Source organism: Spirosoma spitsbergense DSM 19989 (assembly GCF_000374085.1).
In the GTDB taxonomy this organism is placed as follows: domain Bacteria; phylum Bacteroidota; class Bacteroidia; order Cytophagales; family Spirosomataceae; genus Spirosoma; species Spirosoma spitsbergense.
Genome location: NZ_KB893511.1, coordinates 19100 through 37044, shown reverse-complemented (window position 1 = coordinate 37044; position 17945 = coordinate 19100). Strand labels below are relative to the sequence as shown.

Below are 17945 nucleotides of genomic sequence, written 5' to 3'. Positions count from 1 at the left end.
ACAACGTACAATCATGAACGCAAAATATACCCTCATCCTTCTGTTTACCCTTTTGCTTACGGGGTGCAGCCTGGAGGAACTCCCGGAAGCGACCACGACCAAAGGCCCCATTTTCAGCAGCGAAAATGGCCTGGTGCTCTACACCAACTCATTCTATAACATCCTGAACGGGAAAAACCTGCACCGGGCCGATGCCATGTCCGACTACCTGGCGCGGAAAGATAGTCCGGCTTTTATTACACCCGGAAACTACAGCGCGCAGGTAAGCACGGGCTGGTCGTGGTCTGATTTGAGAAACATCAACTATTTCATTCACAACTGCAATAGCCCCAACGTTCCGGTAACGGTCAGAAAGAACTATCTGGGCATTGCCCGGTTTTTTAGAGCCTGGTTTTACTTCGATAAAGTAAAACGATTTGGAGATGTGCCCTGGATTAACAAACCACTCGATGTATCGGATACCGAAATACTGTATAAAGAGCGCGATTCGCGGGTTATGGTGATGGATTCAGTACTGGCCGACCTGGATTATGCCTGCCAGAATATTACAACACCAAGTGAACCAACCCGCAGCTTAATTACCAAATACGTGGCTTATGCCTTCAAGGCACGGGTAAGCCTGATGAAGGAACCTTCAGGAAATACCATACGAAATTGAATCTTGGTAATTCGTCAGCGGGTTTGCTGAATCAGGCGGCCGTAGCCGCAAAGAAAGTGATTGACGAAGGGGGATATAAACTGTATGACGGAGCCGGTATCGATAGATCATACCGTCAGGTGTTCATCAACCCTGCCCCAATTGGCACAGAAATTATGCTGTCTGCCGTTTGCGACCTGGCGCTGAACAACCTCAACGATGGCAACTGGTACTGGACCAGCGGCACCTACGGCGACAAAGCGAGCTTTATCAGAACCTTCATCAACACGTACCTAAAAATTGATGGTACACCCTTTACCAACGACCCGGCTTATAAAACAACGCTGTTTAAAGACGAAGTAAAGGGGCGCGACAAACGGCTCCAGCAAACCATTCGTACCGGCGATTATAAACGCATAAATTCGGGCGTTTTAGTACCGGCTCCCCCTTTATTTTCCTATACGTATACGGGTTATATGCCCATAAAATGGGCCTTGGATGACATGTACTAGGATACCCGTGATTTGAATATCAACTCCGTTACTATAATTCGCTATGCCGAAGTACTGTTGGCCTATGCCGAAGCCAAAGCTGAACTGGGTACGCTTACGGATGCGGACTGGGCCCTGAGTGTGGGAGCGTTACGAAAAAGAGCCGGTATAACGGGAGGGACAACGGCCAAACCAACGGTTGCCGACCCCTATTTACAGGCAAACTATTTTCCGGGTATCACTGACCCTTCCCTGCTGGAAGTTCGCCGGGAACGCGGCATCGAACTATGCCTCGAAGGGTTCCGCTTTGACGACATCGTTCGATGGAAACGGGGTGAGCTCATGCAAATGGAGTGGAACGGTATGTATGTTCCCGCACTGGATACGCCACTGGATTTAAACGAGGACGGTATTCTGGACGTAGCGTTTTACAAAAAATTACCAGCCAAGGTTGCCGGCGTTACGTACGTGGAAGTATCCCCCCTGATAGCGGGTAAACCCAATTCGCAGCTGTTGACCGGCGATACTTCCGGAGAACTGACCTTGCTGAATAATATCCCCAGAAAGTGGGAAGATAAGAACTATTATTACCCCATTCCGGCAGCGGATGTTATTACCAATCCCAAGCTCGGTCAAAACCCGGGCTGGTAAACCGGGCATTGGCTTTCGGGCAGAAAATCTTTCCTGAACAACCTATCTGTTCCTTATGCCATTGTAGATTAGGTACGCTACCAACTGCGTGCTGTTTGATTCGCAAAAGTTACCTGCCTGGGGTAGCCAGGTTGAATGGTATCGAAACGGTTGAAAAAAGATACGTCTGGCGAATTGACCTAACTGGCGAACGTTCTCCGTAAGTAGAATATTAAATTTTACCTTTACCCTATTCCGATCACTGCCTGGCAGGACAATTTAAGTCTCGGCAAGGCAGTGACCGGAATAGTTCGTTTTTTAATTATTCGTCCGAAGTAAGTTTCTGATACACGCTTAAACCCACTACAAATGCCACGTCTGATTCTTTTCTTGCTGGGTACTGTGCTTATTGGTCAGCCCACATTTGCCCAGTCATCGGCTTCACTTACGGTAGCTACCTATAATCTGCGCTACAACAACAAAGGGGATGGTATCAATGCCTGGCCGAACCGGAAAGAGAATGTAAAGGCCCTGATTGCCTTTCACGAATTTGACCTGTTTGGTACGCAGGAAGGTTTGCGGGATCAGTTGAATGATATTGCTGAATTAAAAGAATACTCTTTTTTGGGGGCCGGGCGCGATGACGGCAAAGAAGCGGGTGAACACTCGGCCATTTTCTACCGAAAAGATCGATTCAGGGTATTGACATCAGGGAATTTCTGGCTCAGCGAAACGCCTGACAAACCGGGCAAAGGCTGGGACGCTACCTGCTGCAACCGAATTTGCTCCTGGGCGAAATTCAGGGATACAAAAACCCAAAAAGATTTTTTCTTTTTCAGTGTTCACTTCGACCACCAGGGAATTGAAGCCCGTCGGCAATCGGGAAAACTGATGGTCGAAAAAATAAAAGAGATTGCGAAGAATGAGCCGGTTATTCTGACGGGTGATTTTAACTCAACCCCCGAAACGGAACAAATCTTAACCATCCAAACGCTGTTGCGGGATACCCATGCCGCAACAGCCACGCCCCCCTATGGCCCGGAAGGCACCTTCAATTCGTTTAAATTTGATGCCCCGATGGACAAACGCATCGACTACATTTTTGTCAGCAAGCAGTTCGATGTGCTCAAATACGGCGTATTGACCGATGCCAAAGAGCAGCGATACCCCTCCGACCATCAGCCGGTATTGGTGAAGTTAATGCTGAACTAAATGTCTTTTATAAGCTAACACGGGCTTAGAGATTACTGCCCAGTTGCCAAAAAATTCACATACTTATGATGTGATGAATTCGTATGATGACTGCTATTTCTACGAACAGTACGCACCTACAGTAGGGTAATCATCTGACAATCAAAAGTTGAATTCACGGTTTGCGTTAAATAAGTAGTTGCCCCGCCCGGCCAGGGAGAATTTGTCGGGCTACGGGTAAGGAATACCTGTCTTTCTTTTAATAACCTGTAAAAAAATGTAAAAAGTTTTTTTTGTTTAACCGATTAAGCATAAGTTTGTCCATAATTAATATGTGATGAGTGCAAAAAGGACGTCGTTAAAGGATATAGCTCAGGAAGCGGGCGTTTCTACGGCTCTGGTATCGTATGTGCTGAACGGCAAAGAGAAAGAGAGTCGGGTAGGGCCGGAAATTGCCGCTAAAATCAGGGCGATAGCCATTGCCCTGAATTACCAGCCCAATCACGTAGCGAAGAGTTTACGAAGCGGAAAAACGCAGACCATCGGCCTGATTATCGCCGATATATCGAATCCCTTTTTCGCTAATATTGCCCGGATTGTAGAAGACGAAGCCAAACGAAACGGCTATACGGTTATTATTGGCAGTTCGGACGAGAACGCCGACAAGTCGCGGGATTTGCTGAATGTATTGATAAACAGGCAGGTGGATGGATTTATTATTGTATCGGCCGAAGACTCGGCAGAACAGGTGCAGTTACTGAAAGAAAAGAACATTCCGTTTGTACTGCTGGATCGGTATTTTCCGGATATGCAAACTGATTTTGTTTCGACCGATCATTACCGGGCTGCTTACGATGGAGCCAGTCACCTGATTACCAACGGCTACCGGCGCATTGGTATGATTGCCTACAAATCGGCCATGTTTCACATGCAGGAGCGGATACGGGGGTATCAGGACGCGCTGAAGGATGGAGGGCTGCCGTTTCAGAAAGGGTATCTGAAAAAAATCAGATTTACTCACATCGAACAGGAAGCAAAGGTGGCTATTGATGAATTAACGAAGACCGATAAACCCGTTGATGCCCTGATTTTTGCCACCTACGGTTTAGCTATAAATGGACTGATTTACCTGAACGAACAAAAGTTGAACGTACCCGATGATGTAGCCATTGTCAGTTTTGGGCAGGCTGAAGCTTTTGATCTCTATTACTGCCCTATTACCTATCTGAAACAACCCATTGACCTGCTGGGCCAAACATCTGTTAGCCTGCTGGTAAAAAAGCTGAAAGAGTCTCCCAAAGAACCCGCACAGATACTGATGAACGCCGAATTGGTGGCCCGAAACTCGTCGAAACCAAAACTTATCCGTCAAATCTAGATTTTACCTATTTGCTTAAACGATTAAGCTGACTATTCCTTACCCTAACATCTATGCAACGAAGACGTTTTTTACAATCAGCCCTGCTTGGCTCAACGGCGGCTCTAACCGGTCTTCCGCTACTATCGGCCGCGACTGCACCGCCCAAACTTAAAATCACTAAAATCCGGTACTATGCTGCCCCCGGTTACAACAAGCCGCTTTTCAACCAGGCGCGTGGCATTGTCGAGATTCAGACCGATGGGGGCATTGTGGGCATTGGCGAGGGCGGCTCCAGAGACATGGTGGAACAACTGGCGCAGATGATTATCGGCGAGAATCCATTTCGCATCGAAGACATCTGGCAGCGGCTCTACCGGGGCATGTTTTACCCGCCGGGCCGCGAGAAAATTCACGCCCAGGGAGCTATCGATATGGCGCTGTGGGATTTGAAAGGAAAAGCCCTCGGTGTGCCAGTCTATGAACTCCTCGGCGGAGCCACGCGGGATTACATCGAGTGCTACGCCACCGGGTTCCGGGCTTCGAAAGCCACCACCGAAGAAGGTCGGGCGCAGGACTGCATCAAAGCCGGCCTGCGGGCCTACCGCATTGGCCCCACCGGTGGCAACGGTACCGAACCCTTTGATTACTACGAAAATGCCAAAAAGACCATCGACTTATGCAAACGCATCGACGCGGCTGTGGGCGGGGGCGGCAACTGGGCCGTTGACCTCCACACCCGCTTTGATACCACCGAAGGGGTAAAAATATGCCGCGCCCTCGAAAACCTGGAGCCGTATTTCGTGGAAGACATTATCCGTTCGGAGAACCCGGCGGTTTACAAAACCGTGCGCAGTATGACCACCGTCCCAATCGCCGTGGGTGAGCAATTCGGTGACCGGTGGGACTCGAATGAGCTGATCGAGAACCGGCTTATTGACTACACCCGCTTTACGCTGCCCAACACGGGCGGCATCTCGGAGTTCAAGAAGCTGGCTTCTCTGTGCGAAACGCACTATGTAGGTATGATTCCGCACTTTACCGGCCCGCTGTCAACGGCTGCCCTGGTGCACACGTTGGGATCCAGCAGCCCCATGCGTTGCCTGATGGAACTGGGCGGGGGCGAACCCGAACGCCCGGCTTACTTCAATGAAGATTTTATCCAGTTCAAAAACGGCAAACTCTACCTTAATCCCGAACCGGGCCTGGGCGTAAAATTCGACCCGAAGAAAGCCACGCTCGTACTGGAAGTAAGCGAGAATACAAAGTACCCGCACCCCATTCTGAAGAGCCCCGACGGAGCCATTCATAACTGGTAAACTTCGGTATCACAGAGCGGGCTGAAGGTACGCATCAGGCAGGAAGCGCCCCGCGCCACCGTAAACCAAACACGTTTAACCGTTAAACCAAATACCCTGTACCCATGAAAAAGTTTACTGGATTACTAGTCTTGTTGCTGCTATGTGTGGGCTTTGGATACGCCCAGACAAACCGCGTTACCGGCATGGTTACCGGAGCCGATAACCAGGGATTGCCGGGCGTAAACGTACTGGTGGGAGGCACCACCACCGGTACCACGACCGATGCCGATGGGAAGTACACCATCAACGCGCCCGGCAATGCGTCGCTGGTTTTTTCGTACATCAGCTACCTCAGTCAAACGGTGCCGGTCAACAACCGCTCCATTATCGACGTAAAATTAGTGGAAGATGCCCAGGCGATCGACGAGGTAATCGTTACCGCCCTGGGTATCAAACGCGAATCCAAAACGCTGGGCTACGCCACGGCAACGGTCAACGCCGAACAGATCAACGTGAACCGCACGCCTAACTTTGTGAGCGGGTTGCAGGGTAAAATGGCGGGCGTGAACATTACCACAATGGGAACCGGCCCCGCCGGAACGGCTAAAATTCGTATTCGGGGGCAGTCGTCGTTTAGCGGCAACAACTCCCCGCTGATTGTGGTAAACGGCGTACCGATCGATAACTCCAACTACGCCCTGGGCGGGGATTTCGGCTCGCGGGCTGCCAACAGTTCCGACGGGGGCGATGGCCTGAGCAGCATCAACCCCGACGATATCGAAACCATGACCGTGCTGAAAGGAGCCACGGCTGCCGCTCTGTATGGCTCCCGCGCCAAAGACGGCGTGGTGATGATTACGACCAAAAACCGGGGAAGCGGCAAAGGGTTTGGTGTTACCTACAACGCAAACTTCACCACCGACACGCCTTTGGATTTCACCGATTTTCAGTACGAATACGGGCAGGGCGAAGGGGGCAAACGACCCACAACGACCAGACCCACATCGGGGGTCTGGAGTTTTGGCGAGAAGTTTCAGCCGGGCATGACGCAGGTGCTGTTCGATAACAAGACGTACCCTTATGAGCCGGTTTACAACCGCGTGAAAAAGTTTTACCGCGTGGGCACCAACTTCACCAATACCGTTACGGTGTCCAATAACGGGCAAAACGGCGGGTTTAGCCTTTCCTTCGGCAATACCGACAGCAAGGGAATCATGGAGAACAACACCTTTAACCGGAAGGTGATTAACCTCGGCTTCACCCAGAACATCACCAGCCGGCTGACCGCGTCGGGCAACATCAATTACTCGAAGGAGAATAACATTAACCCGCCCCAGCTGAACACCCAGGATTTTTCGGTCTCGACCGTCGTCTTCACGCTGGCCAACTCCATGCCCTTCGAGGCCCTGCGCGACAATCAGACCGAAGCCAACGGCGATGAGTTTGTATTTTCCCGCTTTCTGGTGCGCAACAATCCGTACTATTCCATGAACCGGCACTTCGAGACCATCAACCGCGACCGGCTTTTTGGCAATATTGCCCTAAAATACCAGTTTACCGACTGGCTTTACCTGCAGGGACGCCTGGCCCAAGACTCCTACATACGGAATCAGGACTACAACATCCCCAACGGCTACGCCCCCATCCCGAGAGCCCCCGTTGGCTACGTGAACGGGTCTTATACGCAGGATGTGCGCCAGAATCTGGAGCGAAACCTCGACTTTATTCTGGGCTTCAACAAAACGTTCGGAAAGATTGGCGTGGATGTGACCCTAGGTGGCAATGCCCGCTACGCCCGCAATGATTACAACAGCGTGACGGTGCAGGATTTTGTGCAGCCGGGCTTGTATACGGTAGCCAATGGGCGGATTAAAAATCCCATCTACCAGTTGGCCGAGAAGAAAATTAACTCGCTCTTTGGGGCCGCTACCATCTCCTACAAAGAGTTTCTGTACCTGAGCGCCACGGCCCGAAACGATTGGTTTTCGACGCTGGCTCCCGAAAATCGCAGCATTCTGTACCCATCCGTTACGGGTAGTTTTGTGTTCTCACAGGCCTTCGACAACATGCCATCGTGGCTGACATTCGGAAAGTTGCGGGCGGCTTACGCGCAGGTGGGTTCAGACAACGTGAACCCCTATTCCAATGCTCTGTATTATGCCGTTGACAACAACCCGTTTCCTAACCCGTCGGGTGCGCTTGTGCCGCTGGGGGGAATCAATGCCAGCGTGGTGCCCAACAAAAACCTGCGTCCGCTCCGCATTCAGGAAGCCGAAGTGGGCCTTGAGCTGAAGCTGTTCCAGAACAAGGTAGGTTTTGATTTTACCTATTACCACAAAACCACGGACGACCAGATTCTGGCGGCCCAGATTTCGGATGCCTCGTCCTACACCAGCAAACTCATCAATGTGGGCCGGAGCATGAACCAGGGGCTGGAGGTGTTGCTGACGTTTTCGCCCGTTACCACCGGTTCGTTCCGCTGGGATGTGAGTGCCAATGCCTCCTATAACACTTCTAAAGTACTGCAGTTGGGGCTGTCGCCGGGCGATTCGGTCATTACTGTTGGCGGGGGCGGGGGCCGGACGCTGAACATGGTGGTGGGCAAACCACTCGGCCAGTTATATACGTTTAAATACCTGCGCGATGCCCAGGGCCGTCAGGTATTCGATGCCCGGAGTGGGTTACCCCTGCGGAACAACACCCTCCAGAACGTGGGGAATGCCCTGCCCAAATATTTCGGCGGTATCACCAACACGTTCGCCTACAAGGGCCTGTCGTTGTCAGTTCTGATCGACTTCAAACTGGGCTTCAACATGATTGCGGGTCGAAATATCAACTACATGCGGCACGGTCTTTCGAAGCGAACTCTGCCGGGCCGCGATGTGGGCTTTGTGATTGGCGACGGGGTAAACGCGAACGGGGAAGTCAACAAAACCCAGACGGCGGTGCAGCCCTTCTACGAATCCATCAACCCGCTGGGTATTCACGAAGATTTTGTGACCAGCGCCGGCTTCTGGAAACTGCGGCAGATTTCGCTCGGCTACGATTTCACCAAACTACTACCCGGCGGTTTCTTCGTGAAGGGATTACGCCTGAACGCCGTAGCCAACAACGTCCTGATCATCAAGAAATGGACCGAGAACATGGACCCCGAAGAAGCCCTGGTATCGTCGGACAACGGCGTCGGCCTGGATTTCTGGCCGGGTCTGCCGCCCACGCGGAGTATCGGATTTAATCTGAATGTGAAGTTTTAAAAAATCGTCAGTAGGTAGTTATTGCTTGTCATAAATCGTCATTTGTGGACATTACCAGCCGTAGACCAGGCATGACAACCAGTCACTACCTACTGACCCAGCCAGTAAAAATCATGAAAACAAACCTCAAATACCTGTTTGGTCTCGTCCTGTCGCTGAGTCTGCTGACAGCCTGCGACGACGGCTTTACCGAACTCAATACGAACAAAGTGGACCCTACTTCCCTGGCTCCATCATTAGTGTTGAACAAAGCGATCGTGAGCACTACCTACCTCGACGGTGGTTCTACGCTGGGCATGCTGACCTACACGCTTCCCATTGTGCAGCAGATTATTACGCCCTACGGCAGTTCGCTGTCGGGCGGAAATTACAACCAGAATAACAACGGCAACACGCCCCTGGTCTGGACTAATTTCTACCGCAACGTCGTGAAGCAGTTGATTGCCGTGCTGGACCAGACCAAAGGCGACCCGCTCCAGGTAAACACCTACAACGCGGCCCGTATCTGGAAAGCATACGCCTTCATGATTCTGACCGATACCTACGGGGACATTCCGTATACAGAGGCCGGGCAGGGGTACACTACGGAGATTATCACGCCCAAATACGACCCGCAGCAGGACATTTATAAAGACATCCTGAAGGAACTGGAAGAAGCATCGGCCGCCCTCGACCCGAAGCAGCCTGCGGTTGTGACGGATATCCTGTACGGGGGGAATGTGGCCAACTGGAAAAAACTCGGCTATTCGTTCATGCTCCGGGCCGCCATGCGCCTGACCAAAGTGGATGGCACAACGGGGCAGGCCTATGTCAAGAAAGCCGTTGCGGGCGGGGTGTTCCAGTCCAACGCCGACAACTCCATTATCCGGCACACGGCCATTTACAACAACTACATTGCCAACCACCTGGCCGCCCGGGAGAAAACCAATTTCTACCTCACGGCGCCGTTTGTGAATTACCTGAAAAATAACAACGACCCCCGCTTGCCCGTGTTTGCGGTGCGCTATGTGGGGGCCAAGGGCGGGCCCGAACAGGTAGCGGCACGCGCATCGTCGGACCCTGCGGTGCAGATAGGGATGCCCGTGGGCTATAATGACGTAACGATAACGTCCACCTTCGCAGCAAACGGCGTGGCGAGTTTATGGGATTACTCGCAGGTCAACCTGGCCACGGTACTGGCCCTGGACGCGCCCGAATTTCACATCACCTACGCCCAGGTGCAGTTGCTGCTGGCCGAAGCTGCCGTGCGCGGCTGGGTAACCGGTATGGCAGCCGACTATTTTGCGAAGGGCATTCGGGCCAATATGGAGCAGATGGCGTCGTACAAAAGCCCGGTTCCGGAAGCCGCCATCAAAGCTTACCTGGACACCCATCCGCTGGATATGGGCAAAGCGCTGGAGCAAATCAACACGCAGTACTGGGTAGCGTCCTTCCTGGATGGCTCCGAAGCCTGGGCTAACTTCCGGCGCAGTGGCTTCCCGGCGTTGACGAAAAACCCCTACCCCGGCTCCGAGATCAAAGGTGATTTCATCCGTCGGCTGCCCTATCCCGATAGTGAGATTGTGGTCAACTCAGCCCAGCTAAACGAGGCCGTCAAGCGGCAGGGACCCAATGATCTGGATACCCGCGTGTGGTGGGATAAATAAGTAAAAAGTTTGTGGGTGCGTGGTGCGGTCAGTGTATACAAGTTCATCGGCTGTAAAGCCGCACCACGCACCCATAAACCGTACAGTATAAACCCTAAACAAACCATGAATAACCCCGAACTCTCCCGTCGTAATACCCTCAAACTGCTTGGCCTGGGCTCCTCAGCCGGAGCGTTGAACCTGTTTGGCGGCCTCTCTACCGCCGAAGCGCGCGAACAGCGAAGTACGCCCCAATACGCCAAAGGGCTGGCGCCTGTCAAAATCAAGAGCGTGAAAGCCATTGCCACCGCCCCGCAGGGCTCCAACCTGATTGTGGTGAAAGTGGAAACCACAGAGCCGGGCCTGTACGGCTTAGGCTGCGCTACGTTTACCCAGCGGGCAGTGGCCGTTGTTACGGCCATCAACGCATACCTCAACGACTTCTGCGTCGGAAAAGACGTGGATAATATCGAAGACATGTGGAATGGCGTGTACGTCAGTTCCTACTGGCGCAACGGCCCCGTGCTCAACAATGCCCTCAGCGGACTGGACCAGGCCTTGTGGGACATTAAAGGCAAACGGGCCAACATGCCAGTTTATCAGCTGCTGGGGGGGAAATCCCGCTTTGCCATTCCGTGCTACACCCATGCCAACGGCAACACACCCGAAGCCGTGGCCGAGGATGTGAAGAAGATTATGGAGCGCGGTTTCCGGCACATCCGCATTCAGCAGGGCGGCTACGGAGCCGTTGGCGCCACCGCCGATAAACCCGACTTCAAAGCAGCCAACTTCGGGGGCGAAACCGACAACTACATGAACGTACCGCTCTACCTGAAATCGGTACCGAAGATGTTCGAGGTGGTCAGGAAAGCGTGTGGCGACGAAATTGAACTGCTCCACGACATCCACGAGCGGGTGCAGCCAATGGAAGCCATCAACATGATCAAGAAACTGGAAGACTACCGGCCTTTCTTCATCGAAGACCCCTTCTCGCCCGAAAACATGGAGTGGTTCCAACAGTTGCGCCAGTCGACCACGGTGCCCATTGCCATGGGTGAGCTGTTCAACAACATCAACGAGTTTAAAGAACCAATGGTGAACCGACTGTTCGATTTCATCCGGTGCCACGTCTCGCAGATTGGCGGCATTACTCCCGCCATGAAAATAGCCCGGCTGGGTGAGTTCTTCAACGTCCGCACCGCCTGGCATGGCCCCGGCGACGTATCGCCGGTGGGGCACTCGGCCCACGCCCACATCGACCTGGCCATCTGGAACTTCGGCATTCAGGAAGCAGTCAGTTTTTCCGACAAAATGCAGGAAGTTTTCAGCGGTTGCCCCACCATGAACAAAGGCTATATGTCGGTAAACGAAGTACCGGGCCTGGGTGTGGACATCAATGAAAAAGAAGCCGCCAAGTACCCCATCGGCACCAAATCCAACTGGCAGGTGCGAAAAATGGATGGCACGCTGATAAGGCCTTAGAATGGTTTCTGATTTATGGTTTATGGTGGTTCGGTCTTAACGCTGACGCACTTGCTGGCTCCAGCCGCACCGCCATAAGCGATAAACCATGCACTTACAAACCCAACTTCCTCATGAAATCAACCCGAATTTCCCGGCGTAATGCCATTCAATCTGTCCTGGGGGTGGCTGGCATCGCCACCGTTTTGCCCGAATCAGTCTATGCCGCCAAACCCGAACCGTTTCGGGAGTATGGCAAGGTGAAAATCACGAAGCTCGAAACGTTTCTGGTGAAACCCCGCTGGATTTTCCTCAAAATCCACACCGACGCGGGTGTGTACGGCTTGGGCGAACCGCTGCTCGAAGGCCGCGCGCTGACTATTCAGGCGGCCATTAAAGAAGTGGAGCCGTATTTGATTGGCAAAGACCCGCGGGCGGTAGTACATCACTGGCAGGCCATTTACCGCCACGCCTTTTACCGGGGTGGCCCCATCCTGACCTCGGCTCTCAGCGGCATCGACCACGCCCTCTGGGACATCAAAGGCAAACTACTCAACGTACCCGTCTATGAACTCCTCGGCGGCCCCACCCGCGACCGGGTACGCGTGTACGGCCGGGCCAGTAATGCGGAACAGATCAAGCAGCAAAAAGCGCTCGGATTCACCGTTATCAAAACCGGCATAGCCAAACAGCACCCGGCCAATATTGTCGAGAATCCGAAATTCATTAAATACGCGGTGGACAATTTCGCGTCCCTGCGCGATGCCGGGGGCGACGATATGGACATCGCCATTGACTTTCACGGGGCTGTTTCGCCCCAGTTGGCAAAGGTGCTGATTAAAGAGCTGGAGCCGTACAAGCCCATGTTTGTGGAGGAGCCCTGCCAGGCGCAGAACGTAGACACGATGGTGGACATTGCCCGGGGCACCCACCTTCCCATTGCCACCGGCGAACGTATTTTTACCAAATGGGGCTTCCGCGAAATCCTCGAAAAAGGAGCCGCCAGCATCATCCAGCCCGACCTGTGCCACGCGGGCGGCATCACCGAAGGGCGCCTGATAGCAGGCATGGCCGAAGCCTATTATGTGCCCATCGCTCCGCACAACCCGATGGGACCAATCTCGCTGGCCGTGGGCCTGAATCTGGCCGCCAGCATTCCTAACTTCCTGGTGCAGGAGCAGGTGACGCTGGGCGAAGGCTACCTGAAAAAGCCGTTCCAGCTCCAGAAAGACGGCACCGTTATGATTCCGAAGGGACCCGGACTGGGCGTTGAACTGGACGAGGCCCTGATGAAAGACAAAATCGGCCACGACTGGAAAAACCCGGAGTCGTACAACGAACTGGATGGCTCGGTGGTGGACTGGTAAATGAACCCCTGCCAGCGGTTAAGCATCACCGGTATTCCCGGCATTCTATGACCAACCCCCGATAACGCATCCCAATCTCTATTCCTTACTAAACCAGAAAACCCCCAACTCTAATGAAAAACCCTGTAAAACTCGTTGTTCTGCTGCTGCTGCTCGGCCAGAGCTACGCTTTTGCGCAAACCAGTCGCATTACCGGAAAGGTAACCGGCCCTGACAACGAAGGGCTACCCGGCGTAAATGTGCAGGTGGCAGGCACCACCACCGGAACCGCCACCGATGCCGCCGGAAACTTCGTACTGAATGCTCCGGGTACGGCTTCGCTTATCTTCTCGAATATTGGCTATACCAGTCAAACCGTGCCGGTCAATGGACGAACGGATGTGAATGTGCAACTGTCGGAGGACCTGAAAACGCTCAATGAAGTAGTCGTAGTCGGTTACGGAACCCAGAAAAAAACCGACGTGACGGGCGCGCTGACGGCCATTTCTACGAAAGAATTTGCCCAGCAGCCCATCACGCGCCTGGATCAGGTACTACAGGGTCGGGCGGCTGGTGTGCAGGTAACCCAGGCCAACGGCGCACCGGGGGGCGATGCCCGCATCCGGGTTCGGGGCGCCAACTCCGTTTTAGGCGACAACAACCCACTTTACGTGATTGATGGCTACGTGGGCGCCGATTTCAACTTCATAAACCCCAGTGACATTGCCACGATTCAGGTGCTGAAAGATGCGGCCTCGACCTCTATTTACGGCAGTCGGGGTGCCAATGGCGTGGTCATTATCACGACCAAACGGGGCGCAAAAGGCATCAAAGTGATGTATGAAGGACAGGCGAGCGTATCGAACGTGATCAAACGCTACGATGTGCTGCCCGCTGGGGAGTTTGCGGAGATAGTAAACACCCGCGCTACGGCTACCGGCTCCACCCCACCCTTTTCGGCGGCTCAGGTAGCGGATTACAAGCAGAACGGCGGCACCGACTGGCAGAGTTTAATTTTTCGGAGAGGAAGCGGACAGCAGCATCAGGTAACGGTTTCGGGCGGTAGTGATAAATCGACATTCCTGATTTCGGGGAACTACGTGGGGCAGAAAGGCATCGTGGAGAACAGCGACTTCAAACGGTATATTCTCCGGACCAATCTGACAACGCAGCTCAACGACAAACTGAGCCTGAGACTGAATCTGTCGGGCACAAAAACCCAGAATCATAACACCAACGGGGGCGGTGCCCTGATTCAGGTACTGGCCTGGGCCCCCACTACCCCCGCCTACGGAACCGACGGACAGCCCACCTTTACGGACCCCATTGGTTCAGTAGCCCGTAATCCGCTGGATCACCTCTACGACCAGTCCATCAATGCCGACCGGGCTACGTTTAACGTGATTGGGGGACTGAATTACAGGCTGCCCATAAAAGGGTTGTCTTTTGATGTCCAGTATGCCGTCAATTACCTGAACGCCCAGAACCTGAACTTTACCGGCCAGCGGCTCTCGAACAATAACCCCAACGCCAACCGCTATTCGGCAGATTTAGTAACGCTACAAAACACTAACAACCTGACCTACAATCTGAACGTCGGCAATCATTCCATTACGGCGGTGGGCGTGCTGGAAACGCAGCAATTCACCAACCGAAACTTCACCGCTACAGCCACCGGCCTGCGGTTTCCGCAGTTGGGGTTCGACAATATCGGCGGAAACTCGGCGGCTTCGGTCGCATCGGGCTATCAGAAATGGACGCTATTCTCACTGCTGGGCCGGGTCAATTACGCCTACAAAGACCGATACCTGGTTACGGCTGCCGTCCGGCGGGATGGGTCGTCCAAGTTCGGACCGGATAACAAGTACAGCGTGTTCCCGTCGGTGGCCCTGGGCTGGCGGCTTTCGGAGGAGAAGTTCATTAAAGACCTAAACGTATTCAGCAACCTCAAGCTTCGGGGTAGCTGGGGTATGACCGGCAGTCAGGCCATCAACCCGTACGCCACGCTGTCGCCCTACAACACGGTGTTCGTCGCCTTTAACAATACGGCGGCTGTGGCCGGTGTGAATCAGGGCAACCAGGGCAACCAAAACCTGAAATGGGAAACCACCCGCCAAACGGACGTGGGGGTAGAAATGGAATTCATGAACGGCCGGATTCACATTGAAGCCGATTACTTCCACAAAAACACCACCGACCTGCTGCTTAATGCGGCCCTGCCGAGTTATGCCGGTGGCGGCACGCAAACCCGAAACATCGGCGAGGTTGAAAACAAAGGATTCGAGTTTACCCTGGGCGGCACGCCGGTTCGTAGTACTGATTTCCAGTGGGAAACCAATCTGAACCTGTCCACGCTGAAAAACAGGGTCATCAGTCTGGGCGGTCTGGCCCGGTTAGGTACGGGTACGGGCGTGGGGGCGGGTATGTCAACGACCAACGAGTTCATGCTCATGCCCGGCGAACCACTCGGCTCGTACTGGGGCCTGAATTATCTCGGTACGTTTAAACCCAACGAAGCCGACCTGGCCGCCAAATTTGGCCGCGTACCGGGCGACCCGCGCTACGAGGACCGCAACGGCGACAACTCGATTACAACCGACGATTTCCAGATTATTGGCCGGGCATTTCCTAAACTAACCGGGGGCTGGAACAACACGTTTACGTATAAAGGGCTGACGCTGAATGTATTCTTCAACGCCGTATTTGGGGTCGACAAGCTAAACTACACGCGGGCGGCTGCCTTGTCGGGTTCGGGCGATGCGCGGCAGTTTATCCTGTCCGAAATCCGGGATTATTACCGGCCCGGCAACGAAACGTCGGATATACCCGCGTTTACCAGAACCTACCAGCCCTTTACCCAATCCAGCCGCTTCATCGAAGACGGTAGTTTTGTCCGGCTGAAAAACGTGAGCCTGTCGTATAATCTTCCAACGGCGTTTACCAAAAACAAGGGCACCATCCGGGTGTTTTTCAGCGCGACCAACCTGCTGACGTTTACCACCTATAAAGGTCCCGATCCGGAGTCGAGCAACGTTGGTTCAAACCTGGATACGGCTATTGGCATCGACTACGGCTCGTATCCAAACGCCAAAAACTATACCCTTGGCCTGAACCTAGGCTTCTAACTCTCAAAACATCAAAGACATGAAAAAGATAGCGATCATTTTCCTGGCTGTTATGCTGGTAGCAGGCTGCAAAGGATACCTCGAAGAAGACACCACCGGGCTGCTATACGGCCCCAACGTCCTGTCCACGCAGGCCGGGCTGGAATCGGCCCTGACGGGCTCCTATAAAGGGCTGGCCTCGCAGTGGTCGATGGGATTCATTCACCCCTCGGCCAATGGTGCCGTACTGGGTGCCGACGATGTAACGACACACCCCGCCAGCAACAAAGCCGACTGGCGCGAGTTCGACCAGTTCAACGTATCGACCACCAATCAGCGGTCGGGGGCGGTGTATAATGGCTGCTACAAAGCTATTCAGGGGGCCAATAACGTGATCAACAACTATTCAAAAACCGTTGGCACCAAAGCTACCATCGACATCATTGCGGGCGAAGCCTATTTTATCCGGGGCTTTTCGTACTACTGGCTGACCCGTTTTTACGGGAATATTCCGTTAGTGATGTCGGGCGAGTATTCGGACAGTTTGCTGACCATCAAAAAATCATCACCCGAACAGGTCTATAACCTGATCGTGGCTGATCTGAAAAAGGCCGAAACCATGCTGCCCAATACCAAGCGCGACCCAGGCCGTCCCAACGCCGGAGCCGCTAAAGCGTTTCTGGCTGATGTTTACCTGACAATGGCGGGCTGGCCCCTCAAACAAACCGACAAGTACGACCTGGCAGCGGCCAAAGCCAAAGAGGTCATTGAGAACAGTGCCAGATACGGGTTTCAGTTGCTACCCACCTTTGCGGCTGTTTTCGAAAATGACCCAACCGTATTGGGCACGCCCGAAGCCGTTTTTCAGATTAGTGGGTTTGCGGGCGGTAGCGGTACGGCCAACGCCACCTATGGCAATACAGCCATGCCCGGCGAAGAAGGCGGCTGGGACGATATGTTCTCGGAACTGAATTTCTTTAAAAATTTCCCCGAAGGCCCCCGCAAAGACGCCACGTTCCGCACGGAGTTTGGGCTGGGAGCTACTAAGATTCCCTGGCAGCAAAGCCTTACCCGGCACCCATACTACAAGAAATGGTACATCAAAGGAAACGTAGTGACCTCCAGTAGTTCGCTACCGTCGGTCATGATGCGCTACGCCCACGTGCTGACTGTTTATGCCGAAGCCAAAGCACGGGGAACGGGCGGCCCCGACCAGGCCGCTTACGACGCGCTGAATCAGATCCGGCTGCGGGGCTTGCCCGCCGGAACGAAGGCACTAACGCCGGGCGACGGCTTGACAGCCACGCAGTTTGCCGATGCGGTGGTACAGGAGCGGGCCTGGGAGTTTGCCTGCGAGCGCACCCGCTGGTTCGATTTGATCCGGCTGGAGCGCGTTGAAGCCGCCAATGCCGCCAAAAGTCCCGACGATTTACAGCCCATCAAACCCATCACCAAGGCTAATTACTGGTTCCCGCTGCCCTACACAGATACATCGATCAACCCGAATTTGAATTAATTTCTGCAGCCTTCCAGCGCAGGCCCGGGCCT

Annotated in this window: 12 protein-coding genes; all 12 read left to right on the top strand. The window is 53.6% G+C overall.

The genetic code is table 11. The features are described from left to right. Window positions 1–13: 13 nt before the first annotated feature. The 12 genes from B157_RS40265 to B157_RS0112850 all read left to right on the top strand — a co-directional run bounded on the left by B157_RS40265 (window position 14) and on the right by B157_RS0112850 (window position 17913). A complete protein-coding gene (locus B157_RS40265; RefSeq protein ID WP_026308670.1) occupies window positions 14–658 on the top strand; it encodes a SusD/RagB family nutrient-binding outer membrane lipoprotein in 645 nt (214 codons plus the stop codon). Continuing rightward, complete coding sequence (locus B157_RS40260) at window positions 655–1149, top strand: hypothetical protein (RefSeq protein ID WP_026308669.1); 495 nt, start codon at window positions 655–657, stop codon at window positions 1147–1149. Before B157_RS40265 ends, B157_RS40260 begins: the two co-directional genes overlap by 4 nt. 12 nt (window positions 1150–1161) lie before the next feature. Then, window positions 1162–1779, top strand: coding sequence for a RagB/SusD family nutrient uptake outer membrane protein (locus B157_RS40255; protein WP_026308668.1), 618 nt, complete (start codon window positions 1162–1164; stop codon window positions 1777–1779). A 348-nt stretch (window positions 1780–2127) separates the two neighbouring features. Next, window positions 2128–2970 carry an endonuclease/exonuclease/phosphatase family protein gene (locus B157_RS0112890; RefSeq protein WP_020603739.1) on the top strand — a complete coding sequence of 281 codons (843 nt, stop codon included), beginning with the start codon at window positions 2128–2130 and terminating at the stop codon, window positions 2968–2970. 316 nt (window positions 2971–3286) lie between these two features. Next, entirely contained in the window at window positions 3287–4327 is a 1041-nt protein-coding gene (locus B157_RS0112885; protein ID WP_020603738.1) for a LacI family DNA-binding transcriptional regulator, read from the top strand. A 53-nt stretch (window positions 4328–4380) separates the two neighbouring features. Further along, window positions 4381–5625, top strand: a complete 1245-nt coding sequence (locus B157_RS0112880) for a mandelate racemase/muconate lactonizing enzyme family protein (RefSeq protein WP_020603737.1) — start codon at window positions 4381–4383, stop codon at window positions 5623–5625. Window positions 5626–5729: 104 nt separating this feature from the next. After that, window positions 5730–8861: a SusC/RagA family TonB-linked outer membrane protein gene (locus tag B157_RS0112875; protein WP_020603736.1), complete on the top strand. Its 3132-nt coding sequence runs from the start codon at window positions 5730–5732 to the stop codon at window positions 8859–8861. Between the two features lie 113 nt (window positions 8862–8974). After that, window positions 8975–10507, top strand: a complete 1533-nt coding sequence (locus B157_RS0112870) for a SusD/RagB family nutrient-binding outer membrane lipoprotein (protein WP_026308667.1) — start codon at window positions 8975–8977, stop codon at window positions 10505–10507. Between the two features lie 105 nt (window positions 10508–10612). Then, window positions 10613–11968 carry an enolase C-terminal domain-like protein gene (locus B157_RS0112865; protein ID WP_020603734.1) on the top strand — a complete coding sequence of 452 codons (1356 nt, stop codon included), beginning with the start codon at window positions 10613–10615 and terminating at the stop codon, window positions 11966–11968. Between the two features lie 113 nt (window positions 11969–12081). Then, window positions 12082–13314 (top strand): galactonate dehydratase, encoded by a 1233-nt coding sequence (dgoD, locus tag B157_RS0112860; RefSeq protein WP_020603733.1) that lies wholly within the window; start codon window positions 12082–12084, stop codon window positions 13312–13314. A gap of 113 nt (window positions 13315–13427) precedes the next feature. Beyond that, complete coding sequence (locus B157_RS0112855; protein WP_020603732.1) at window positions 13428–16418, top strand: SusC/RagA family TonB-linked outer membrane protein; 2991 nt, start codon at window positions 13428–13430, stop codon at window positions 16416–16418. A gap of 19 nt (window positions 16419–16437) precedes the next feature. After that, a complete protein-coding gene (locus B157_RS0112850; protein WP_020603731.1) occupies window positions 16438–17913 on the top strand; it encodes a RagB/SusD family nutrient uptake outer membrane protein in 1476 nt (491 codons plus the stop codon). The last annotated feature ends 32 nt before the right edge of the window (window positions 17914–17945 follow it).